We start from the raw sequence: 22,547 nt of genomic DNA on the forward strand, positions 1-22,547 counted from the left end.
CGAACACACGCCCAGGGGGCCATCGATGCAAATCACCAACAACACCGTCGTCACCATCGACTACACACTGACCAATGACGCCGGAGATGTCATCGACAGTTCCAATGGCGGCGAACCCATGGCCTATCTGCACGGCGCCCGGAATATCATCCCCGGGCTCGAAGCGGCGCTTGAAGGCAAGAGCGCGGGCGACGTCGTCAAGGTTCACGTCGAGCCCGACGATGCCTACGGACAGCACCACGAAGGCCTGATCCAGGCCATCGACCGCGCCATGTTCGAAGGAGTCGACACCCTCGAAGTCGGCATGGAGTTTCATGCCCAGGCGAACGACGGCTCGATGCAGATCGTGCGCATCGTGTCGATCGACGGCGACGACGTCACCATCGACGCCAACCACCCGCTCGCCGGCGTGCCGCTGAACTTCGACGTCACCGTGGTCGAAGTACGCGACGCGACCGAGGAAGAACTGTCGCACGGACACGTGCACGGCCCAGACGGACACGCACACTAAACCGGATGCTGCGGGGCGGGTCTACTTGTACGGCCCGCCTTCCACCCGCGGCGTCGGCGCCTGCGTACTGCCCAGCAAGGCACGCGACGCCAGCACTCGCTTGAGGGGTGGCCACGCCCCGGCGATACCCAGACCCTGGGCGCGCAACCAGGCGAGGCCGGGCACGCGGCTTCCAAACATGTGTTTGAAGCCCTCCATGGCCCGCATCGTGATCTCGTTCTCGGCACGGCGGGCACGCTCGTAGGCGCGCAAGAGACGCAGACTCCCGGCGTCGCGCCGTGTTTCTGCGAGTTGCGCGGACAGCGCCACCACATCCATGAAACCGAGATTGGCTCCCTGACCCGCAAGGGGATGGATGGTATGCGCGGCATCGCCCACCAGGGCGATGCGCGGCTTGACGTAAGGATGGACGCGACTACCCACCAGCGGGAAGGCGGCGCGCGCACCGATCTCCAGGATGCGCCCAAGACGTAACTCTGTAGCCAGACCGAGCTCCCGGCGGAAGGCCTCGTCGTCCAAGGCCATCAGACTCTCGGCCAGTTCGGTCTCTGCTGACCACACCAGCGAGCAGCGGCCATCCGCCAATGGCAGCAGCGCCACCGGTCCGGTCGGCAGAAAGCGCTGCCATGCGGTTGCCTGATGCGTTTTCTCGGTGGCGACGGTAGCGACGATCGCCTTCTGCCCGTAAGGTCTCTCCTCGCGTTCGATGCCGGCCAGCCCGCGCACTCGCGAGTGCGCCCCGTCGGCCCCGACCACCAGCGCGGCGCTCAACTCGCTGCCGTCGTTCAATTTCAGCGATACCGCAGACGCCCCGACGTCCATCGTTTCCAGTGTCGCCGGGCGATAGACGGTCACCGTTTCCGGCAGGCATGCCTCCAGGGTTTCCTGGATGACGCGGTTTTCGATGATGTGACCGAGATCCGGCTCACCGAGCTCGGCCGCATCGAAGGTGATCTCGCCCTTGCCGGCCGTGTCCCATACATGCATGCGCCGGTAGGCGCTCACGCGCCGTTCGCACATGCCCTGCCAGGCGCCGAGCCGCTCGAACAGGCGCTGGGAGGCGCGGTTGATCGCGGAAACCCGCAGATCGTACTCACCGCCTGGCTGCCAGGGACGTGCCGGGTATGCCTCGATCAGCGCCACCCGACGACCCTGCGCCCCCAAGCTGCAGGCGAGTGCCGTTCCGACCATGCCCCCGCCGACGATGGCAATCTCGTAGTCTGCCGCACTCATGTTCGCTGTCCGTGTTTGTGCACGGCATGCTTGGCCACGACCGCACCGTGCAGACCCATGTGCTGGCGGGCAAGCCAGCGGTTGAGCGAGGGCTCGCCGTCGGCGGCGAGCAGACCCAGGCTGCGCAGCAGCCCCGGCAACGGGCGCTTTCCGGAAAATGCCCGTACCATCGCGTCCGTCAGCCTGACCACGGTACGCATGTCTGGCTCCCTGAGTCTTGCATACTCCGCCAACACCTCTGGCGCTCCCGGATCCCCCACCGGCTCGAGCGCGCGGGAAAGCGCGTCCACGTCACGCAGGGCCAGATTGAAACCCTGCCCCGCGACCGGGTGCAGGGTATGCAGTGCATTTCCCATCAGGGCCAGACGGCCGCGCCAGACCTCGCGCGCCCGAGTCAGCCCCAGCGGATAGGCGGCTCGCCGACCAACCGTAGAGATACGCCCGAGCCGCCAGCCGAAGCGTGCCTGCAGGGAACGCAGAAACGCAGCGTCGTCCAGGGCCAGGGTCGCCGCAAGGTCCTTGTCGCGATGCGTCCAGACCAGAGAATAGCGATCCCCGCCCATGGGCAGCATGGCGAGCGGGCCGTCCGGTGTGAAGCGTTCGTACGCCCACCCGGCTCGCGGACGGCTCACGCTGACGTTGGCGATCAGCGCCGACTGGCCGTAGGGTCGGGACTCGATGCCGATGCCGGCCCGCTCGCGCATCGGCGAGGCCGTGCCGTCGGCGGCGATCACCAGCCGCGCGCGCAGTGTGCCGGCCGCCTGCCCTTCGCGCAGATGCAGCGAAACCCATTCATCGTCATTTCCGGAGGACCCTTCGAAGCCGGCCACCTCGGCGGGTGCGATCATTTCCACCCCCTCGGCATCCTGCAACGCCCCCATCAGCGCCGCACCGATGGCGCGATTGGGCACCACATAACCCAGCGCCGGAACACCCTGCTCGCCTGCATCGATATGCGCAGCTCCGAAACGCCCGCGGTCGCTGACGTGGATATGCGTAATGGGGGCTGCCTCGCGGCTCAGGTCTGACCATACGCCCAGACGCTCCAGCATGTGGCGAGAGCCCAAGGCGAGTGCGGTGCTGCGATCGTCGTAGCTCGGCTGACCCGGTTCGCCGTACGGACGCGCCTCGAGAATGCCGACACGTCGCCCGGAACCAGCCAGCGCAACGCCAAGGCTGGCCCCGACCATCCCACCGCCGACGACGAGGATGTCGAAATCCCGGCTCATGCGCGACGCCGCGCTCGGGCCGGGACCTTCGGTTCCGCGGCGCTGCCCACCAACGCCTCGATCTCGTCAGGTGACTTGGGCATGGCCTGGGTCAGGACCTCGCAGCCCTGCGCGGTCACCAGCACGTCGTCCTCGATGCGGATACCGATATTGTGGAATCGTTTCGGCACGTCGCGTGCGGGCGTGATGTATAGACCCGGCTCGACGGTCAGGGTCATGCCCGGTTCGAGCAGTCGCCACTGGCCGTCGATCTTGTATTCGCCCACGTCATGCACGTCGAGGCCGAGCCAATGGCCGGTACGGTGCATGTAGAAGCGCTGATAGGCACCTTCGCGCATGAGTTTTGCCGGCTGCCCCTTGAGCAGGCCCAGCTCGACGAGGCCGCGCGTCAGCGTGCGCAGAGCCGCCTCGTGGGGGTCGTTCCAGTGGTTTCCGGGGCGGGCCTTCTTGATCGCGGCCAGCTGCGCCTCCAGCACCAGCTCGTAAACCTCGCGCTGCGCCGGCGTGAAGCGGCCGTTGACGGGGAAGGTACGCGTGATGTCGCTGGCGTAGCCCTCGTATTCGGCACCTGCATCGATCAGCAGCAGATCACCGTCGCGCAGCTCGGTCGCATTGTCGACGTAATGCAGGATGCAACCGTTCTCGCCGCCGCCGACGATCGACTGATAGGCAAGGTCCGCCCGGTGGCGACGTACCGTATAGATGAACTCGGCCTCGACCTCGTATTCGTACAAGCCAGGGCGGCACATCGCCATCATGCGACGATGCCCTTCGATGGCGATCTCGGCCGAGCGGCGCATCAGCTTGAGCTCCGCGGACGACTTGAACAGGCGCATTTCGTGCAGCAGGAATTCCAGCGACACGAATTCATGCGGCGACTGGCGGCCGGACCTGACCTGGGCGCGCAGACGATTGACCCAGTCCATCAGCTGACGGTCGAACACGGCGTCGCGTCCCATGCTGTAGAACACCCGGTCGCGGTTTTCGAGCAGCCCCGGGAGTATCTCGTCGATGTCCGCAATCGGGAATGAGTCGTCCGCACCGTAACGCTCCACCGCACCCGCCTGACCCGCGCGGCGGCCGTGCCAGGTTTCCTGCAAGGGGTCGCGTTCGCGGCAGAAGAGAATGAACTCCCCCTGCTTGCGTCCCGGTATCAGTACCGCCACCGCCTCAGGTTCCTCAAACCCGGTGAGATACAGAAAGTCGCTATCCTGGCGATAGCGGTAATCCGCGTCGCGATTGCGCACCCGGACCGGCGCCGCCGGCAGGATGGCGATGCCCCGTTCGCCGATCTGGCGCATCAGCTGGCGGCGGCGGCGAGCATATTCGGCGGCGGGAAGCATCATCGTTTGAAACTCCTTGTGGCGATATCCCGGGTTTCAGTGCAGTCCCGAGAGCGGCGTTCTGGGTTGCATCTCCTCGAACAACAGCAACACGCCGATGCGCACGTACTCCAGCAATTCGGCATAGTCGGCCTCGCCCTCCTCGTAGGCCACGCTGTCCGACGACACCTGGGCGATCCGCCCCAGATCGTCGATGAATTCCCGCACCTGCTCCGGCAGCGCCTCCAGGCGTTCGGCCTGCAGGCCGGCCAGCACTAGGCCCGTGCTGAAGCCATAGCACCACTGTCCCAGCGCGGCGACGCGTTCGTTCAGCTCGGCCTCATCACCGGGCAGAAAGGGTTGGAAGGAAATCTCCGCATCGTCCAGTTGCAGGCGCGTATTGCGATAGAGTTCGGACAGACCCTGACGGCATGGAACGGACGCATCCGCCGAACTGCCCAGCGTTTCCTGCAGCCAGCTTTCCTCGTCGCCCAATGTACCCAGCGCGAGTCGGGCGCACAGCAATCCATGACCTTCCGCGGCACCCATGGCCGCGCCGGCGCCGCGCAGTTCCTCATCCAGCGATTCGAAATGGAGGTCCATGCTCAAAAAGCCTCGATCCTGGCCTCGTAGGGGAACAGCACGAAGCGATACACCGTTTCACCGAACTGGATATGGGTGAAATCGGGCGCCCCGATCACCATGCGGCTGTCCCCGGCCAGCGAGCGCCCGGAAAGACCGAAGCGACCGTCCTCGATCAGCTGATCGAGCAGTGCACGCAGCTCGGCAATATCGATGGACCCCGTGTTGTCCACGATCCTGCAGGCCTTGCCGTTGCGGGTTTCGCCGGTGACCACGATGGCTTCTGGCGACAGTGGGTTGGCCTGGAAAAAGTCTTCGGGCTCGGTCTGCGGGTTCATGAGCGGCTGCAAATGTCGGAATGCGAGGCAATGTGCGATCTTAACACTCGGGTTTGCCCCCGGCATCCCCGCTCACCTGTTGACCCTGTTCATTCAGCGCGCCTATATTTGCCGCATGAGCGACGCCGCCACCCAACCGGTCTACGAAGCAGCGCTGCGCGAGCTGGAACGGCGCGTGCTCGAACTGACTTCGGCCTGCGAGCGGCAGCACAAGGAAAACACCGCGCTCAGACGCCAGCTCCAGACCCTGCAACACGAGCGCAGCGGCCTGATCGAGAAGCACGAACTCGCCAAGCAGCGTGTGGAAGCCATGATCGGCCGACTCAGGAGCCTGGAGGAATCACCCTGAGCCAAGTGCCCGTCAGCGTGCACATCCTCGAGCGCGAGTATCAGGTCATGTGCGACGAGGGTGAGCAGGAAGCCCTCCTCGCCGCCGCTCAACAACTCAATGCCCGCATGCGCGAGATCCGCGCCTCCGGCCGCATCGTCGGCGGCGAGCGCATTGCCGTGATGACCTCGCTGAACTTGATTCACGAACTCATGCAGCTGCGCGGCGATCGCTCCCAGGCCGAGCAAACCCTGGCGACGCGGATCAAAGGCCTCAACACCGCCATCGACCTCGCCATGGACCGCCTCGATGGGCCGGAAAAACAGGACAAGCCCCTGGCGCCGCGATCGTGATATAGTCGTTCGCAGGACACCTCTGGGGTGTTCGTGAGTGACTGGGTAGTACCCTTGAGCCTAGTTTTATACCCCGGGAGCCGGTTTTGCGGAGGGCATGTGCAGGTCCGCACTGCGGAAAGCCTACGTCCCCCGCCGAAGCGCCCACTTGAACCGCTGGTTCAAGGTCGAAAGTCACCACGGCACTTACGGAGTGTGTCCTCTTTTTTGCCATGACGGACCGCAATCGACTCCGCCACGAGATCAGACGGCGTCGTGCCGCCCTCACCGCCGCCCAGCGGGAACGCGCCGCAAGACATGTTGCCGCGCGACTCACCGCCACCGCCTGGTTCCGCCGGGCCCGGCACGTAGCCGGGTATCTCGCCGTCAGCGGCGAACTCGACGCCCTGCCTGCATTGACCGCAGCCCGTGTCGCGGGCAAGCGGCTCTACCTGCCCGCCCTCGCCACGCATGGCGGACTCTGGTTCCACCCATGGCGCCCCGGCATGCCGATGCGCGGCAACCGGTTCGGCATTGACGAGCCGCTTGCAACCCCACGTCGGCGGAAGGACCCTCGCGCACTGGATATCGTGCTGACGCCGTTGGTCGCGTTCGACCGGCACGGCCATCGCCTGGGCATGGGCGGCGGCTTCTACGACCGGACCTTCGCCTATCAACTGTGCGTTCCCGTGCGGCGCCCCATCCTGATCGGCCTTGCCTACGACTTTCAGGAAGTCGAAAGCCTCGCGGCAGAGTCCTGGGATGTTCCGCTCGCCGCCGTGGTCACACCGAGAGGCGTATACCGCTGCACCTGAGCCCGCCGCTCGGCAGCGCGAACGGCCCCTGGTTTATACTCCCCCCTCTGCTGAATTAAGGGTGGCTCATGCGATACTGGCTGATGAAATCCGAGCCCGAGGCCTTCGGTATCGACGACCTGGCACGCGTCGGACGCGAGCCCTGGGACGGCATACGCAACTACCAGGCGCGCAACTTCATGCGCGACGACATGCGTCCGGGCGATCTGGCGCTGTTCTACCACTCGAACGCCGACCCGACGGGTGTGGCCGGCATCATGCGCATCGCCGGCGAGGCACGCCCGGACCCGACCGCCTTCGATCCCGAGGCCAAATACTACGACCCCAAGAGTCGTCAGGATGCGCCGCGCTGGTATCTCGTGGACGTCGAATTCGAGCGCAAACTCGGCCGCATCATCACCCTAGCGGAACTGCGCACACGCCCGGAACTGGCGGACATGCCTTTGCTGCGCAAGGGCAATCGCCTGTCCATCCTGCCGGTGGAACCGCAGCACTGGCAGGCGATTCTCGACCTCGAGTAGACCATGCCGGCTCTGTACCATTTCTGGTCGTCGCCCGAATCGCAGCGCGTGCGCCTGGCCCTGGACTACAAGGGAATCGATTACGAGGACCGCGCCCTCGAATACACCGACGACGAAACCTTCTTCGACCTGGGCGTCGCCCGGCAGGTGCCGATTCTGCAGCTCGACGACGGACGCCTGCTGACCGATTCGGAAGAGATACTGATCTCGATCGACGCCCTGTTTCCGCAGACGCCGGCACTTGTCGACGAACGCCTCGACCCTGCGGCCTGGGGCGCTCTGCTCGACTGGCGCCGCCGCGTGCATCACGTGCTGGAACGGCTTTACGCGCCCATTCGCCCCGCCTACCGCGATATCGGCCAGGATCCCGAGATTCTCGCCGCCTACAAATCCGAGGTCGAAGCGCGTTTCGGCATGTCGCTGGAAGCCCTGGCCAATGATCGTTACGATGGGTATGCGCAACTGCGCCAGCTATCGCGGCTGGACGATCTCGCCCGCCACCTCGCGCAGCGGCGCTTCTACATGGGACAGATCAGCAGCGCCGATCTGTTGCTCGCGGCTGACCTCTACCCGATCCAGGTCCACGACGGCCTCTCGCTGCCGATAGACCTCATGTATTACCTGCAACGCGTCGCCGACACCTGCAACAGCCCGCTAGCAGCCGGGCTGATCGCAGCCTAGTCGACGCCCGACACCGCTCACGGAGACCCACATGACCTTTTCCGAACTGCTGACCTACCTGGATCGCCACAGCGGATACCCCATGCTCGACGGCGATCCGGCCGCCTCGCTGAGCAAGGCCCGTTCCGGCGAACACGCCAACCCCTATGCCGGCGAGATCATTACCCAACTGGCCGACAAGCTGGGCCTCGACGGCGTCGATGCCGTACTCGGGGAGCGCGTTCAGGTGATCAACGCCCTGGGTGCGCTGCGCCTCAAGTACATGGCCGACGACGCGCCCGTGGAGGGATTTCGCACCGTCGAAAAGGTCATTGCGACCATCGACGCGGCCTTCAATGAAGAGGCGCTGGCGAACAAGGGCCTCTGAGGCCGCGAAGTTCAGGCCAGAAACAACCGATAGGCCGGATTCTGGGTTTCCTCCCAGTGGGGGTAACCCAGGTCGTCGAGAAACTGGGTGACCAGGGTCTTTTCCTCGGGCGGCACCTGCATGCCCACCAGCACACGACCGTCCGCGGCCCCGTGGTTGCGGTAGTGGAACAGGCTGATGTTCCAGGCCGCACCCATGCGCATCAGGAATTCGAGCAGCGCGCCGGGACGCTCCGGAAACTCGAAGCGAAAAAGAATCTCGTTGTCCGCGCGCGGCGCGTGGCCGCCGACCATGTAACGCATGTGCAGCTTGGCCATCTCGTTGTCGGTCAGATCGAGCACCGGATAACCCTTGGACTCAAGGCGTTCGACGATGGCCTTGCGTTCGGCGTCGCCTTCGCTCAAGCGGATGCCCGCGAACACGCGCGCGGTCTCCGGGTCCGCGTATCGGTAATTGAACTCGGTGATCGCCCGGCGCCCGAGCACGCGACAGAACTTGCGGAAACTGCCCGGGCGCTCGGGGACGGTCACCGCCAGCAAGGCCTCGCGCCGCTCGCCGATCTCGGCGCGTTCCGCCACATGGCGCAGGCGGTCGAAATTCATGTTCGCGCCACTGTTGATGGCCACCAGAGTCTGTTCGGTGACGCCCTCGCGCGCCACCCAGCGCTTGAGGCCGGCCAGCGCCAGCGCACCGGCGGGCTCCGAAATCGATCGCGTATCGTCGAAGATGTCCTTGATCGCCGCGCAGATCTCGTCCGAATCGACCAGCAGCACCTCGTCGACATATTGCTTCGCGAGCCGGAAGGTCTCCCGCCCGACCTCGCGCACGGCGGCACCGTCGGCAAAGATCCCGACCTGCTTGAGCCGAACGCGCCGGCCGCGACGCAACGCGGCGTGCATCGAGGGCGCGTCGTCGGGCTCGACGCCGATGATGCGGGTCTGCGGGCTAAGCGCCTTGAAATAGGCCGCGATGCCGGCGATCAGGCCGCCGCCGCCGACCGGCACGAAAATGGCGTCGATCGGATCGCGATGCTGGCGCATCAGTTCGACGCCGATGGTGCCCTGCCCCGCGATGACGTCGGCGTCATCGAAGGGCGGTACGAAGACCAGACCCTCTTCGGCAATGAGCTTCTGGGTGTAGGCGAAGGCCGCGTCGAAGTCGTCGCCCTCGAGCACGGCCTTGGCGCCATACGCCCGCACGGCCTCGACCTTGATCGATGGCGTGGTCACCGGCATCACGATGACCGCGCGTACGCCAAGCTGCTTGGCCGCCAGGGCCACGCCCTGCGCATGATTTCCGGCCGAGACCGTGATCACGCCGCGCGCGCGCTCGGATTCCGGAAGATTCACGATCTTGTTGTAGGCACCGCGCAGCTTGAAGCTATAGACCGGCTGCAGATCCTCGCGCTTGAGCAGCACCGTGTTGCGCATGCGGCGCGAGATCCCCTGCGCCATGTCCAGCGGCGTTTCCTTCGCCACGTCGTAGACCCTTGCGGTCAGGATACGTCTGACATATTCGTCCATCGGCGCACGATACAGGCGGACCCTCTGCCCCGCAATAGCGCGGCTTCCGGCGCATCGCCCGATCCGGGTATGATGGCTCGACAGCACACTGCGCAGGAGTTCAGATGGATCAGGACAGCATGAAAAAGGCCGTGGCGGAAGCAGCCCTCGCCTATGTCGAGAACGGCATGGTGGTCGGCATCGGCACCGGCTCGACGGCAAACCATTTCATCGATCTGCTCGCAGGCATCAAGGGTCGCATCGACGGCACCGTGGCCAGCTCCGAGGCTTCCGCGCAGCGCCTCAAATCGCACGGCATTCCCGTGTTCGACCTCAACGCCGTCGGCGGGCTGCCGCTCTACGTGGACGGCGCCGACGAGGCCACTCGGCAGCTGCACCTGATCAAGGGCGGCGGCGGCGCGCTCACGCGCGAGAAGATCGTCGCCGGCGCCAGCGAGCGCTTCGTGTGCATCGCCGACGGCAGCAAGCTGGTCAACTACCTGGGGCGCTTTCCGTTGCCGCTGGAGGTCATTCCGATGGCGCGCAGCTTCGTCGCCCGCGAACTGGTCAAGCGCGGCGGCAAACCGGTACTGCGCGAGGGCTTTACCACCGACAACGGCAATCTCATCCTCGACATCCACAACCTCGAGATCATGGACCCGGTCAAGCTCGAAACCGAGCTCAACATGATCCCCGGCATCGTCACCGTCGGGCTGTTCGCCGCACGGCCGGCCGACGTGCTGCTGCTGGGCATGGAGCAGGGTGTCGAGACTCTCAAGTGACGCCCGAGGACGGTCATTCCCCGAGCGTCGTGCGCGAGGCGCAAACCGACGAGGACATCAGCCGCTGCTACGCGGTCATGCGTCAGCTCAGGCCACACCTCGTCGCCGACGAGTTCATAGCCCGCGTCCGCAGTCAGATGACCAGCGGTTTTCGTCTGGCCATGCTCGAGGAGGAAAGCCGGGTATGCGCGGTGGCGGGGTTCCGCATCGTCGAAAACCTCTCCATCGGCCGGCATCTCTATGTCGACGACCTGGTCACCGACGAGGCCGGTCGCTCGCAGGGTTTCGGTACCGCCGTGATCGCATGGCTGGATGAAACGGCACGGCGGACAGACTGTCTTCAATTGGTGCTCGATTCGGGCGTACAGCGGTTCGATGCCCACCGCTTCTATCTGCGCGCAGGCTTTGCCATCACCGCCCACCACCTGACACGCAAGCTCTAGCGGCTGTGCCCGATCGTCAGAGCAGCACGCGCTCGATGCCGCCGTTGCGCACGCGCCCGACGAAGCCTTCCGCCCAGGTCTCGCCGAGACGATGGCGAGCCAGCTCGACCACGATGTAGTCCGTATCGAGCCCCGTGTCGCCCGCGTAGCGCGCGAGTCCCTGCTGGCAGGCGGGGCAGCTGGTCAACAGCTTCACGTTGCCGCCCTCGGCCTTCTCTTCGCCGGTGAGTGAGCGGATACCGGCACGGATCTCCTCCTCCTTGCGGAAGCGGACCTGGGTAGCGATGTCCGGACGGCTGACCGCGAAGGTACCCGCTTCGCCGCAGCAGCGGTCGGACAGGGTCACCGCCTGCCCCATCAGATCGGAGGCGACACGGATCGGGTCGTGGGTCTTCATCGGCGTATGGCAGGGATCGTGATACAGGTACTGCACGCCCTCCACACCGTCCAGCTTGACGCCCTTCTCCATCAGGTACTCATGGATATCGAGCAGACGGCACCCCGGGAAGATGCGCTCGAATTCGTACTTCAGCAACTGATCCATGCAGGTGCCGCAGGACACGATCACCGTCTTGATGTCGAGGTAGTTGAGCGTGTTCGCGACGCGGTGGAACAGCACCCGGTTCTCGGTCGTGATCTGGCGCCCCTTCTCGATATCGCCGCCGGCCGTCTGCGGATATCCGCAGCACAGATACCCCGGCGGCAACACGGTTTGTGCGCCCACCTCGTAGAGCATCGCCAGCGTCGCGAGACCGATCTGGCTGAACAGTCGTTCGGACCCGCAACCCGGGAAATAGAACACCGCCTCGGACTCGTCCGTGGTCGTGGCAGGATCGCGCAGAATCGGCACCAGTGCGGGGTCTTCGAGAGCCAGCAACCCGCGCATGGTCTGTGCCGGCAGCATGCTCTTGGCCGGCATGGGCTTTCTGACGAACTGCACGACCTGCGCGCGCAGAGCGGGTTTTCCGGTCGTCGATCCCGGCGGCCGCTTGGTCGGCAAAGCACCCAGACGACGCAACACGTCGTGACCTAGGCGCTGCAATCGATAACCCCATTCGATCAAGCCCTTGCGCATCAAGCGAATGGTCGCGGGGTCCTTCACGTTGAGAAAGCCCATCGACAGGGCGGTCATCGGGCTGGGGCGGCGTTTCCCGCGCTGCTTGAGGATGTGGCGCATGCGCACGCTCACATCCCCGAAATCGATGTTCACCGGGCACGGATTGAGGCACTTGTGGCAGACGGTGCAGTGATCCGCGACGTCGTTCATCTCCTCGAAATGGTGCAACGAGATGCCTCGGCGGGTCTGCTCCTCGTACAGGAAGGCCTCCACGATCAACCCCGTCGCAAGAATCTTGTTGCGCGGTGAATACAGTAGATTGGCCCGCGGCACGTGCGTGGTACACACCGGCTTGCACTTGCCGCAGCGCAGACAGTCCTTGATGTCGTTGTTAAGATCGCCCAGCTCACTGGCCTCGAGGATCAGGGCCTCCTGCTCGACCAGGCGCAGCGACGGCGTATAGGCGCGTGCCAGCCCGGAACCCGGCATCAGCTTGCCGCGGTTGAAGCGGCCCTCAGGATCGACACGGTGCTTATAGGCCACGAAGGGGTTGATGTACTGCGATTCGAGATACTGCATCTTGGTCAGACCGATGCCATGTTCGCCCGAAATCACCCCGCCAAGCGATTTGGCCAGTTCCATGATCTCGTCGACCACCGATTCTGCCTCGCGCATCATCGTATAGTCGTTCGAGTTCACCGGGATGTTGGTATGCACGTTGCCATCGCCGGCATGCATGTGCAGCGCCACGAACAAGCGGCTCGAAAGCACCTCTCGATGGATGCCGTCGAGGCGCGCGCACAGCGGCTCGAACGCATGACCGTCGAAGATTTCCTTGAGTGGGCGCTCGATCTCGGCACGATACGACACGACGAGATCGCGTCTGAGCAGCAGGCGCATCAGGGTGTCGTCCTCACGCACCCGCGATCTGATCGATTCGGGGATCCATGCCTCGTGCGCCGAGGCCGGCGCCTCTGCATAGGCGAGCAGACCGCGCCAGCGGCTTTCGACCGCGCGCAGATGCGCCTGGGCGGCCGCCAGCTTGATCGAAAGCAATTGCCTGCCTTCGTCGCTGCCATCGTATCCACCGCTGCGCGCGAGCTCCGGCAGATCCCCTTCCAGGTAGGCCGTCATGCGCTCGATGACGCGTAGCTTGTTGCCGATCGACAGGCGAATGTTGATGCGCTCGATGCCCTCGCTGTAGGCCGCCAGGTGCTCGAGAGGAATGACCACATCCTCATTGATCTTGAAGGCGTTGGTATGCGCCGCGATAGCCGCGGTACGCGCCCGGTCCGCCCAGAAACGTCGCCGCGCCTCTGCGCTGACGGCGACGAAACCCTCGCCTCCGCGCTGATTGGTGATGCGCACCACCCGCGAGGCCGCCTGGGCCACGGCGTCGGCGTCGTCCCCGGCGATGTCCGCGATCAAGACCATCTTCGGCCGCTCGCCGCGCGCACCCTTCGGCGTGTATTTGACTGCCCTGACGTAGCGTTCGTCGAGGTGCTCCAGACCCGCCAGTTCGACCCCTGCGGCGGCATCGAGCAGCTCCTTGATCTCCACGATCGCCGGCACGGCAGCGTGGAGATCCGCGCCGTAGAATTCCATGCACACCGTGCGGGTGTGGGCCGACATGCGGTGCAGAATGAACACGGCGGACGTGATCAGGCCGTCGCAACCCTCTTTCTGCACGCCCGGCAGGCCGCCGAGAAACTTGTCGGTCACATCCTTGCCGAGCCCGGTCTTGCGAAAGCTGCCCCCGGAAAAACTCAGTATCTCCGGCTCGCCGCGCGGCGTCCTGCCGTCCGCCTTGTAGTGCGTGACGCGGAAGCGCACGGTTTCCTGTTCGTGAATCTTGCCGAGGTTGTGATCGAGCCGTTCCACCTCGAGCCAGTCGGCATCGGGTGTCACCATACGCCAGGACACGAGGTTGTCGAGCGTCGTTCCCCAGCGAACGGCCTTCTTGCCGCCGGCGTTCATGGCGACATTGCCGCCGATGGTCGACGCGTCCTGCGAGGTCGGGTCGACCGCGAACACCAGGCTATTCGCCGCCGCGAGATCCGACACCCGCTTGGTTACGACCCCAGCCTCGGCACGCACCGTGGCAACGCCTCGCGGCCCTTCCGGCAGATCCATGAGGCGCACCTCGGAAAGCCCTTCGAGCTTTTCCGTATTGATCACGGCACCATCCGGCGTCAGCGGGATGACGCCCCCCGTATAGCCGGTACCGCCTCCGCGCGGAATGACCGTGAGGCCCAGGGTGATGCAGTCCTGCACCAGCGCCGCCATCTCCGCCTCGCTGTCCGGGGTGAGCACCACGAAAGGCAGTTCCACACGCCAGTCCGTGGCATCGGTCACATGCGAGACGCGCGCCAAGCCGCCGAAATCGATATTGTCGCGTCGGGTATGTCGCGCAAACCGGCGCAACGCACGTGCACGGCGTTTACGCTCTGCGGGAAAGCTTTCCGCGAAGCGCGTCACCGCCTGGCGTGCGGCGTCGGCGAGGCGCAGTGCGTCGTCGTTGCCTTCCGAACGCTCGACAATCTGATCGAGGCGGTGACGCATCGCATCGATCAACTGGGACAGGCGTTTGCGGTTGCCGAGCAAGTCGTCCTGGATGTAGGGGTTTCTTGCCACCACCCACATGTCGCCGAGCACCTCGAACAGCATGCGCGCAGAAATCCCGGTGCGCCGGGTACCGCGCAAACGGTTGAGGATGTCCCACATGGCTTCGCCGAGAAACCGGATTACGATTTCCCGATCCGAAAACGAGGTGTAATTGTAGGGAATCTCGCGGATGCGTTCGGACATTGCGGACGGATCGATGCAAAGCGCCAAGCATACGGGGAACGGCGCCAAACAAAAAGCCGTGCGTTATACTGGCTTTCAAGCCATCATTCGGCGCACAAAAAAACGGGCGCCCGAAGGGCGCCCGTCATCGTACGTCTTTTCCGCGATCTTAGAAGGAAACCATCAGACCGGTGGAAACGGCGGACGGGTTCTTGCCAGGAGCCACGGTGTAGGAAGCCGCGCCAGAGTTCTGACCGACATACGAACCGTATTCCTTGCCACCGTACCAAGGCGCGGCACCAGCGAGGTTCTGGTTATTCATCACTGCGTAGTCGACGAACGCCATGACCTTCTTGCTGAAGTGATGCTCGGCACCCACAGCCCACATCGTGGAATTGTTGTTGCTGCCATCCGGGTTGGACTGGTAGACCTGGGTCTTCAGAACGTTGGAACCCATCGTGTACGCCACGCCGAGACCATAGACATTCACATTCGCCTTGTCGGTCTGGCCGTTGCTGTAGGTCACATTCTCCACGCCGCCGAGGTGGCTCAATTGTTCATACAAGCCGACGAACTTCAGGGCACCCACCTTGTAGGAGCCGGCCAGACGAATACCGGTCTCGCTCTTGGTTGCGCCGGAGTACAACCCCTTGCCATGGCTCTCGTAGGCCAAACCGACCATCATCGGGCCCATCGAGTACTGACCCAGGAGGCTATATGCGGCACCATTGTTCACGCCTCCAGCCATGGCATAGGCACCAACCGCCTTGAAACCACCCATGCTGGGCGTGACATAGGCAACCGTCTGCGGCGTGCGCAGATCGAAGCCTGCGGTCTTGTTGATGCTGCCATTGCCCGGAAGATACTTGGTGCCTGATATCAGGTCACGGGAGTCGCCGATCTGGTCACCGAAGAGATCAACGCTGCGACCAAGGGCCTTCATCGGCGTGTCGTGACGACCCGCGATCACGGTACCCCAACCGCCGCTCAGACCCACGAAGGTGTTGCGGTTACCCAGTTTCGCTTTGCCTTCGGCAGTGATCGTGCTCTCGACCTGGAAGATTGCGCGCAGACCGTCGCCCAGATCTTCCGAGCCCTTGATGCCCCAACGCGAGCTGTTCAGGTTTAAGCCGGAAAGGGACTGGTTCGTGCTGGTGCCGTTCGTAACACCGTAGTAGGTGCCATTCACCGTCGTATTGCTGGCGGTGTTGAGGTAGTCGAGCGAACCCTCGAACTTGCCGTACAGGGTTACATCGGCCTGCGCGATCGCAGGGACTGCAAGCGCCGCACTCACCGCGGCCGCGATAAGGGTTTTCTTCATGAGCCATGACTCCTTGCGAATATTGTTGTCAACAAGCCCTGTGTTGCAGGACCCGGCCTTTATACGCGGCAGCGCAAACACAAGCAAGAATTTTTGTGCGCAAAACACACATATGTGCACCCGTGTAACATAATTGCAACATTAGGATTACCTAGGATAGTGCAGCATACCATGTCATAACAAGTTGTTCGCGCAAAAAATGGGGGCACACCAAACCCAGTGAACCGATGGCATTCCGCTGCAAAACAACAAGGCCCCGAAACGGGGCCTTGATAATGGCTGGGGGACTAGGATTCGAACCTAGGTTGACGGAGTCAGAGTCCGTAGTCCTGCCGCTAGACGATCCCCCAAGAACCGGAGAACGCTGCGCTTAACGCTTGGAGAACTGCGTCGCGCGGCGGGCCTTGCGGAGACCAACCTTCTTGCGCTCCACTTCACGGGCATCGCGAGTCAGGAAGCCATGGTGTCGCAAGTCACCGCGCAGCGATTCGTCGTAAACCTGCAGGGCACGGGCGATACCCAGGCGAATCGCGCCAGCCTGTCCGCTGGAACCGCCACCCTCGACTGTGACCTTGACGTCGAACTTGTCGCTCAGCTGGACCGCCTCAAGGGGCTGGCGCGCGATCATGCGCGCAGTCTCGCGCCCGAAGTATTCGTCGATGGGCTTCGCATTGATCGTGATGGCGCCCGAGCCAGGGCGGAGAAAAACACGCGCCGCGGAGCTCTTGCGACGACCGGTACCATAATACTGCGTCAGTGCCATGAATCTTTCCTGATACGTTAGAGTTCGAGCGGCGCGGGCTGCTGCGCCACATGGCGGTGCTCGGCACCGGCGTAAACCTTGAGCTTCTTCTGCATGGCACGACCCAGCGGGTTCTTGGGCAGCATGCCCTTCACCGCGAGCTCAAGCACCTTGGCAGGGTTCTTCTGCATCATCTTCTCGAAGCTCGCCGACTTCATGTTGCCGATGTAACCGGTGTGGTGGTAGTACATCTTGTCGGTGGTTTTCGCTCCGGTCACGCGCAGCTGGCTGGCATTGACGACCACGATGTAATCGCCCGTGTCGACATGCGGCGTATATTCGGGCTTGTGCTTGCCCCTCAGTCTCCGGGCGATCTCGGTGGCGAGACGCCCCAGGGTCTTGCCCTTGGCATCCACCAGATACCACTCGCGCCTGACTTCGGCCGGTTTCGCACTAAAGGTCTTCATCGCGTATCACTGCTCCGCTAGGGTTCACGCTGTCGGGCGCAAACGCCGCGCCACATAGAAAGGGGCGGAATATTAACTGACGTATGCCTCGTGCGCAAGCAGACACGACAAGCCACCAGCAAAAAGAAAGCGCGGCACAAAGCCGCGCTCCAACGTAAATCAAGAACGAATCAGGGGAGATGCCGAAATGCCAAAAAGCAAATCAGCGTATTTATATATAAACAAGCTCTTAAATATAGTCAAGCTTGAGAGGAATTGAGACATGCACAGGCGGGGCATAAAAAAGTGCGCGACCAGAAGGCCGCGCCCAATACCACCAAAGGAGGATGGGATGTCGGATGAGACTTACTCAGCCTTATCCACACCACGCTTGAATATTAAAATTTAAGAATATACTTGTCAATTAGATTTTGAGCGCCTCTACGACACGCCCATTTAAGAGATGCTCTTCAATGATTTCATCGATGTCGTCCCGATCCTCGTAGGTGTACCAGGTGCCCTCGGGGTAAACGACCAGTACGGGCCCCTCTTCGCAGCGCCCCATGCACCCCGCATTATTGACACGTACACGCCCAGCACCGGCAATCCCCAATGCTTTGGTTCTGGCCTTTGCGTAGTCGCGCATAGCCGAAGAACCACGATCACCACAACACGCCTTGCCACCATCACGTTGATTGGTGCAGAAAAAGACGTGCTTCTCGTAATAGCTCATCGCAATCCTCTATATCACGGTCACGCCATGTGTGGCTGACGGATCAAAAATCATACTCCAGGGTGACCGAGGAAATCGTATCCGTCTTGCGCGTGCCAGCCGGCACATTGCTGTTGTGTGTGACGGTGTACGTCAGATTCGCGCTCAACGCCCCATATATGCTCATCTTGAGCCCGGAAACCGACTTGATATACGTGTTGTCCTTACCGATCTCGGCCGACACGTGTTGGCTGAACATGGAATGGCTACTGATGTCGAATTCGTATCCGGCTCCGAGCCTGGCGATAGCCGTATCTTGTGCCACGCCCTGCGTCAGACGACTCTGGCGAGCACCAACACCCGCCTCGACATCGAGAGTCTGACGGGCAGTGTCATATAGCCTCCGCCCCAGCCCCGCAACTTCGGAAACCTGGTAATCGTAGCCGCTGAATCTCACCGCCTGAGCATTCAGCAATCCGAAGAGATAATTGTGTTTGGTGTAGGAATAGCGCGCTTGATTGGAACCCTCCCAACTCTGCGCACTGGTCGTACCGTAACTTGAGGCATAGAGACCACTGAGTCTGAAAGTATTTTGCCAAGGGTCTCGCAGGTAGTTGAGCTTGAACTTGCCATCAGCCGTACTCGACTCAGTATTACCTGTGGTCTGCACGCCTCCCAATTGAATGTAACCTGACCATCCCACTGGCGGCGCAGCTGCTTGGGCCGAATTCAAGCAAGCAAACGCCATGAGGCCGATGGCGATAACATAGACAAACGAACGCATGAGTACCTCTCTCAAGTCGCTTCACAGGATGAAATGAGCCCACGCCTGCCTCCCGATGCATCTTTGCCTCATCCAGAACGCTTCCTTGCCACTGACAGTTGCGTGCAATGCGGACTCTGTCTGCCGCACTGCCCCACCTACCTGCAGAGCCGCCAGGAACCCGATTCGCCGAGAGGCCGGATATCGCTGATCCAGGCCTTGGCGCGTGGCGCGATCAAGGCAGACGCGCGCGTCATCGAGCACCTCGACGGCTGCCTGGTCTGTCGCGCCTGCGAGGACATGTGCCCTTCTCGCGTCCCCTACGCATCGCTGATCGACGCCGTCCGCAGCGAGTTGGCTGGAAATACCCGACCGGCCGGGCCGCAGCCCTTGGAGTCTCGCGTCCTCCGGCAGTTCACGCGTAGCCGCAAATTGAGGCGGCTGGTCTATGCGGCACTGCGTTTCTGGCAGGACAGCGGGGTCGATCGATGGGGGACTCAATTTGCCGACGCCCTTCCCGCCGGCCTCGGCAGGCTACACAGCCTGATGCCCAAACTGCAAAAAACCCCACTCATCGACATGGATGCACAGACCGGAATGGATTCGTCCTTCGATGAGGATACGGACAAGCCGACGGTACAATTGTTCACCGGCTGTGCAGGAGAGGTCTTCGATCGCGCCACGCTGCTGTCGGCACACACGGTATTGATGTATCTGGGTTACCGCGTGGTCGTGCCGGAAGCGCAGACCTGCTGCGGGGCCCTGCCATTGCACGCCGGCGACGAAACCTCCGCACAGGCCCTGGCACAAACCAATCTCGCCGCGTTCACGCCGACTCTGCCGATCCTTTCGACCGCCAGTGGTTGCGGCGCCACGCTCAAGGACATGGTCAGCTGGCACGGTAACGCCGCCGCACCCTTGGCCCATGCTACCCAGGACATCTGCTCGTTCCTGCTGACAGCCGACTGGTCCGGCATCGCCTGGCCAAAAACAGACCTGCGGGTAGCCGTACACACGCCCTGTTCCTTACGACGCGTGTTGCATGCCGACAGCGATGTCCTCGCGTTGCTGGCACGCATCCCGGGGGTCAACACGTACGAGATCGCTCGCAACGACCAATGCTGCGGCGCCGCCGGCCGCTATATGCTCGACCACCCCGAAATGGCCGATACGCTGGTCGCGGACAAGGTCGCCGACATCGCGCGTACCGCCCCCGACTGCGTGGTCAGCACGAACATCGGATGCTCGCTTCACCTCCAGGCCGCGTTGCGCCGTGCCGGCCATGAGGTCGAGGTCGTCCACCCCGTGACCCTCATCGCACGACTCCTGCCGCCTCTTGCGACGACCAATGACGTCGCTTAGTCTTGCGGCATGAGAAACCTAAGCCAGATCGATCGTCTCCTCGGTGCCATCGACCAATCCTTGCGCACCGTCTACGCCGCGCCGCCGACGACCGGACGCCCCAATCCAGCAAGCGGCCTACAGGAAGCCGAACTGGACGATGCACGTCGACGACTCGCCGGGCGGTTGCTGCGTGTCGATCACGCGGGTGAGGTATCCGCCCAGGGGCTATACCAGGGGCAAGCCGCCACGGCGAAAAATGCCGAGGTCCGCGAACAGATGCAGCGCTCCGCGGACGAGGAAAACGACCATCTGGCCTGGTGCGAGGCTCGTCTGCAGGCACTGGGCGAGCACAAGAGCTATCTCAACCCGTTCTGGTACTGGGGCAGTTTCGGCATCGGCGCCCTGGCAGGGCTCGCCGGCGACCGCTGGAGCCTGGGATTCGTCGACGAAACGGAACAGCAGGTGGTGCGGCATATCGACGAGCACCTGCAGAAGCTGCCGATGGACGACCAGCGCAGCCGGGCGGTCCTGGTGCAGATGCGCGAGGACGAGACGCACCATGCCTACAAGGCGCGGACGGCCGGCGCGGCCAAGCTGCCCGCCCCGGTACGCGGGATGATGCGCATCGTGTCCAAGGTCATGACGACGACGGCAGAGCGCCTGTAGTCAGCGCGCACGCACCATGTTGCGGCCGTAAAAGATTTCCGACATTTCCCGTTTCAGGCGGCGCTCGATCTTCTTGAGCTCGGCGGCCGTGTAATCGCCACGGCCCATGCCGAACAGGTAGTTGTCGATATTGAAATCCTTGAGCAGCATCTTGGTATGGAAAATGTGCTCCTGATAGACGTTGACGTCGATCATCTGATAGCTCTCGCGGGTGTCGCTGGCGAGGAAGTTCTGGATCGAGTTAATCTTGTGGTCGATGTAGTGCTTCTTGCCGCGGATGTCGCGGGTGAAGCCGCGGACGCGGTAATCCACCGTCACGATGTCAGACTCGAAGCTGTGGATCAGATAGTTCAGGGCGCGCAACGGGGAGATTCGCCCACAGGTGGATACATCGATATCGGCGCGGAAGGTGCTGATGCCTCCCTGCGGGTGACTCTCGGGATAGGTATGCACCGTGATGTGGCTCTTGTCCAGGTGCGCGAGCACCGTCTCCGGCAGTGGCCCGGGTTCCTCGACGTTTTCAACCTGCTCGGAAACGATGGGCTCCTCCGAAATCAGCATCACCACACTGGCGCCCTGGGGCTCGTAGTCCTGCTGGGAAACGTCGAGGATATTGGCACCGATGATGTCAGCCACCTCGGTGATGATCTGCGTCAGACGCGTGGCGTTATAGACCTCATCGATATACGCGATGTACTCGGCCCGGTGTTCTTCGGTCTGCGCGTAGCAGATATCGTAGATATTGAAGCTCAGGCTCTTGGTCAGGTTGTTGAAACCATGGAGCTTGATCTTGCGCTGCTTGGCCTTGGGCACCCGCTGCGTCCTCCTAAAAACAATGCTCGATTCAGCCGCAGGCGGCGGCGACGGGCGGATGATAGATCATTTGCACCCGATTGCCATCCGGGTCGAAGCAATAGAAGCTGCGCGCGCCGTCGCGATGGGTGCGAGGCGGCTTGTCGATCGGCACGTCATGCGCCTGGAGGAACTCGAACCAGGCGTCAACATCCTCCGGCTCGCGCAGGATGAAACCCAAGTGATCCAGACGCTGCCCCGATTCCGCGTGCGCGGATTCGGCCGCGCGGTGCAGGGCCAGATTGTCGCAACCCGAACAGAGATAGAGGTTGTCCGGATCGGGGCGCCATTCCACCCCCATGCCGAGCAACTCGACGTAGAATCGCTCGGCAGCCTCCAAATTGATGACGTTCAACGCCAGATGGCGCATCCCGCCCGTCGCCGGTGGACGCTGCATATCCTGCTCCTGTACCTGAGGATGAAAGTGGCTCAGACGGCCACGATCTCAAAGTCGTGGGTGATCCGGGCCATCTGCCCCAGCATGATCGAGGCGGAACAGTACTTTTCAGCCGAAAGCTGTACCGCCTGGGCGACTCGCTTCTCGCTGAGATCGCGACCGCTCACCACGAAATGCGCATGAATCCTGGTAAACACCTTGGGGTCTTCACTGGCGCGTTCAGCCTCCAACAGCACTTCGCAACCGACGAGATCCTGTCGCCCGCGCTTGAGGATGTTAACCACGTCGAAGGAAGAGCAGCCGCCCATACCGAGCAACAGCATCTCCATCGGCCGCAGGCCAAGATTACGTCCACCGAATTCCTGTGCGCCGTCCATGACCACGGAATGCCCGCTCTCGGACTCCCCGACGAAGCTCATATGATCCAGCCATTTGACCCGGGCTTTCATAATCATCCACCTCCAGGATGCGCCG

At 63.0% G+C, this 22,547-nt stretch carries 26 protein-coding genes, 1 tRNA gene and 1 other RNA gene; 12 read left to right on the plus strand and 16 right to left on the minus strand.

What is annotated here, in order from left to right; translation table 11 throughout:
• Nucleotides 1-25: 25 nt before the first annotated feature.
• Nucleotides 26-511 (plus strand): FKBP-type peptidyl-prolyl cis-trans isomerase, encoded by a 486-nt coding sequence (locus BJI67_RS14030; protein ID WP_070073562.1) that lies wholly within the window; start codon nt 26-28, stop codon nt 509-511.
• Nucleotides 512-532: 21 nt separating this feature from the next.
• On the opposite strand, the gene BJI67_RS14035 is transcribed toward BJI67_RS14030, so the two are convergent.
• The 5 genes from BJI67_RS14035 to BJI67_RS14055 are packed head-to-tail and all read right to left on the minus strand — an operon-like array spanning nt 533 to nt 5,215.
• Nucleotides 533-1,744: a UbiH/UbiF/VisC/COQ6 family ubiquinone biosynthesis hydroxylase gene (locus BJI67_RS14035; protein WP_070073563.1), complete on the minus strand. Its 1,212-nt coding sequence runs from the start codon at nt 1,742-1,744 to the stop codon at nt 533-535.
• Nucleotides 1,741-2,973: a 2-octaprenyl-6-methoxyphenyl hydroxylase gene (gene ubiH / locus BJI67_RS14040; protein WP_070073564.1), complete on the minus strand. Its 1,233-nt coding sequence runs from the start codon at nt 2,971-2,973 to the stop codon at nt 1,741-1,743. The genes BJI67_RS14035 and ubiH overlap by 4 nt, the downstream gene beginning before the upstream one ends.
• Complete coding sequence (pepP, locus tag BJI67_RS14045; protein WP_070073565.1) at nt 2,970-4,319, minus strand: Xaa-Pro aminopeptidase; 1,350 nt, start codon at nt 4,317-4,319, stop codon at nt 2,970-2,972. Before pepP ends, ubiH begins: the two co-directional genes overlap by 4 nt.
• 33 nt (nt 4,320-4,352) lie before the next feature.
• Nucleotides 4,353-4,898: a UPF0149 family protein gene (locus BJI67_RS14050; RefSeq protein WP_070073566.1), complete on the minus strand. Its 546-nt coding sequence runs from the start codon at nt 4,896-4,898 to the stop codon at nt 4,353-4,355.
• 2 nt (nt 4,899-4,900) lie between these two features.
• Nucleotides 4,901-5,215: a hypothetical protein gene (locus BJI67_RS14055; RefSeq protein ID WP_070073567.1), complete on the minus strand. Its 315-nt coding sequence runs from the start codon at nt 5,213-5,215 to the stop codon at nt 4,901-4,903.
• A gap of 115 nt (nt 5,216-5,330) precedes the next feature.
• Here BJI67_RS14055 and BJI67_RS14060 point away from each other — a divergent pair, with 115 nt between their 5' ends.
• From BJI67_RS14060 to BJI67_RS14090, 7 genes are all read left to right on the plus strand, one after another.
• Nucleotides 5,331-5,564, plus strand: coding sequence for a TIGR02449 family protein (locus BJI67_RS14060; protein WP_070074169.1), 234 nt, complete (start codon nt 5,331-5,333; stop codon nt 5,562-5,564).
• Between the two features lie 17 nt (nt 5,565-5,581).
• Entirely contained in the window at nt 5,582-5,896 is a 315-nt protein-coding gene (locus BJI67_RS14065) for a cell division protein ZapA (RefSeq protein ID WP_231940861.1), read from the plus strand.
• Between the two features lie 16 nt (nt 5,897-5,912).
• Nucleotides 5,913-6,095: non-coding RNA, 6S RNA (gene ssrS, locus BJI67_RS14070), on the plus strand.
• 13 nt (nt 6,096-6,108) lie between these two features.
• Nucleotides 6,109-6,690: a 5-formyltetrahydrofolate cyclo-ligase gene (locus BJI67_RS14075; RefSeq protein ID WP_070073568.1), complete on the plus strand. Its 582-nt coding sequence runs from the start codon at nt 6,109-6,111 to the stop codon at nt 6,688-6,690.
• A gap of 68 nt (nt 6,691-6,758) precedes the next feature.
• On the plus strand, nt 6,759-7,211 hold the full coding sequence (locus tag BJI67_RS14080; RefSeq protein WP_070073569.1) for an EVE domain-containing protein: 453 nt from the start codon (nt 6,759-6,761) through the stop codon (nt 7,209-7,211).
• A 3-nt stretch (nt 7,212-7,214) separates the two neighbouring features.
• Complete coding sequence (locus tag BJI67_RS14085; protein WP_070073570.1) at nt 7,215-7,892, plus strand: glutathione S-transferase N-terminal domain-containing protein; 678 nt, start codon at nt 7,215-7,217, stop codon at nt 7,890-7,892.
• A gap of 31 nt (nt 7,893-7,923) precedes the next feature.
• A complete protein-coding gene (locus BJI67_RS14090; protein ID WP_070073571.1) occupies nt 7,924-8,259 on the plus strand; it encodes a hypothetical protein in 336 nt (111 codons plus the stop codon).
• A gap of 11 nt (nt 8,260-8,270) precedes the next feature.
• On the opposite strand, the gene ilvA is transcribed toward BJI67_RS14090, so the two are convergent.
• A complete protein-coding gene (gene ilvA, locus BJI67_RS14095) occupies nt 8,271-9,782 on the minus strand; it encodes a threonine ammonia-lyase, biosynthetic (protein ID WP_070073572.1) in 1,512 nt (503 codons plus the stop codon).
• Between the two features lie 104 nt (nt 9,783-9,886).
• Between ilvA and rpiA the strand changes: the two genes are divergently transcribed.
• The gene (rpiA, locus tag BJI67_RS14100; RefSeq protein ID WP_070073573.1) at nt 9,887-10,543 is read left to right on the plus strand and encodes a ribose-5-phosphate isomerase RpiA; all 657 of its coding nucleotides are present in this window, start codon (nt 9,887-9,889) and stop codon (nt 10,541-10,543) included.
• Nucleotides 10,540-10,986 (plus strand): GNAT family N-acetyltransferase, encoded by a 447-nt coding sequence (locus BJI67_RS14105; protein WP_231940862.1) that lies wholly within the window; start codon nt 10,540-10,542, stop codon nt 10,984-10,986. Before rpiA ends, BJI67_RS14105 begins: the two co-directional genes overlap by 4 nt.
• A gap of 16 nt (nt 10,987-11,002) precedes the next feature.
• Here the strand turns inward: BJI67_RS14105 and BJI67_RS14110 are convergent, their stop codons facing one another.
• From BJI67_RS14110 to BJI67_RS14140, 7 genes are all read right to left on the minus strand, one after another.
• Nucleotides 11,003-14,851: a DUF3683 domain-containing protein gene (locus BJI67_RS14110; RefSeq protein ID WP_070073574.1), complete on the minus strand. Its 3,849-nt coding sequence runs from the start codon at nt 14,849-14,851 to the stop codon at nt 11,003-11,005.
• Between the two features lie 148 nt (nt 14,852-14,999).
• On the minus strand, nt 15,000-16,151 hold the full coding sequence (locus BJI67_RS14115) for a porin (protein WP_070073575.1): 1,152 nt from the start codon (nt 16,149-16,151) through the stop codon (nt 15,000-15,002).
• Nucleotides 16,152-16,427: 276 nt separating this feature from the next.
• A tRNA-Gln gene (locus tag BJI67_RS14120) sits at nt 16,428-16,501 on the minus strand.
• A 20-nt stretch (nt 16,502-16,521) separates the two neighbouring features.
• A complete protein-coding gene (gene rpsI / locus BJI67_RS14125; RefSeq protein WP_070073576.1) occupies nt 16,522-16,914 on the minus strand; it encodes a 30S ribosomal protein S9 in 393 nt (130 codons plus the stop codon).
• A gap of 17 nt (nt 16,915-16,931) precedes the next feature.
• Entirely contained in the window at nt 16,932-17,360 is a 429-nt protein-coding gene (rplM, locus tag BJI67_RS14130) for a 50S ribosomal protein L13 (RefSeq protein WP_070073577.1), read from the minus strand.
• Between the two features lie 403 nt (nt 17,361-17,763).
• A complete protein-coding gene (locus BJI67_RS14135; RefSeq protein WP_070073578.1) occupies nt 17,764-18,072 on the minus strand; it encodes a (2Fe-2S) ferredoxin domain-containing protein in 309 nt (102 codons plus the stop codon).
• A 43-nt stretch (nt 18,073-18,115) separates the two neighbouring features.
• Nucleotides 18,116-18,835, minus strand: coding sequence for a DUF481 domain-containing protein (locus tag BJI67_RS14140; RefSeq protein WP_070073579.1), 720 nt, complete (start codon nt 18,833-18,835; stop codon nt 18,116-18,118).
• Nucleotides 18,836-18,937: 102 nt separating this feature from the next.
• Here BJI67_RS14140 and BJI67_RS14145 point away from each other — a divergent pair, with 102 nt between their 5' ends.
• Together BJI67_RS14145 and coq7 are read left to right on the plus strand one after the other, a co-directional pair.
• Nucleotides 18,938-20,176: a (Fe-S)-binding protein gene (locus BJI67_RS14145; protein WP_197513138.1), complete on the plus strand. Its 1,239-nt coding sequence runs from the start codon at nt 18,938-18,940 to the stop codon at nt 20,174-20,176.
• Nucleotides 20,177-20,185: 9 nt separating this feature from the next.
• Nucleotides 20,186-20,824 (plus strand): 2-polyprenyl-3-methyl-6-methoxy-1,4-benzoquinone monooxygenase, encoded by a 639-nt coding sequence (gene coq7 / locus BJI67_RS14150; protein WP_070073581.1) that lies wholly within the window; start codon nt 20,186-20,188, stop codon nt 20,822-20,824.
• Here coq7 and speD read toward each other — a convergent pair whose 3' ends face one another.
• Genes speD through BJI67_RS14165 form a run of 3 tightly spaced genes read right to left on the minus strand, consistent with a single transcriptional unit; the run spans nt 20,825 to nt 22,522 of the window.
• On the minus strand, nt 20,825-21,637 hold the full coding sequence (gene speD / locus BJI67_RS14155; protein ID WP_070073582.1) for an adenosylmethionine decarboxylase: 813 nt from the start codon (nt 21,635-21,637) through the stop codon (nt 20,825-20,827). It lies immediately after the preceding gene.
• A gap of 31 nt (nt 21,638-21,668) precedes the next feature.
• Entirely contained in the window at nt 21,669-22,073 is a 405-nt protein-coding gene (locus BJI67_RS14160; RefSeq protein ID WP_070073583.1) for a VOC family protein, read from the minus strand.
• A gap of 32 nt (nt 22,074-22,105) precedes the next feature.
• Nucleotides 22,106-22,522 (minus strand): OsmC family protein, encoded by a 417-nt coding sequence (locus BJI67_RS14165; protein ID WP_070073584.1) that lies wholly within the window; start codon nt 22,520-22,522, stop codon nt 22,106-22,108.
• Nucleotides 22,523-22,547: the final 25 nt, after the last annotated feature.

The sequence above is a fragment of the Acidihalobacter aeolianus genome (assembly GCF_001753165.1).
Lineage (GTDB): Bacteria > Pseudomonadota > Gammaproteobacteria > DSM-5130 > Acidihalobacteraceae > Acidihalobacter > Acidihalobacter aeolianus.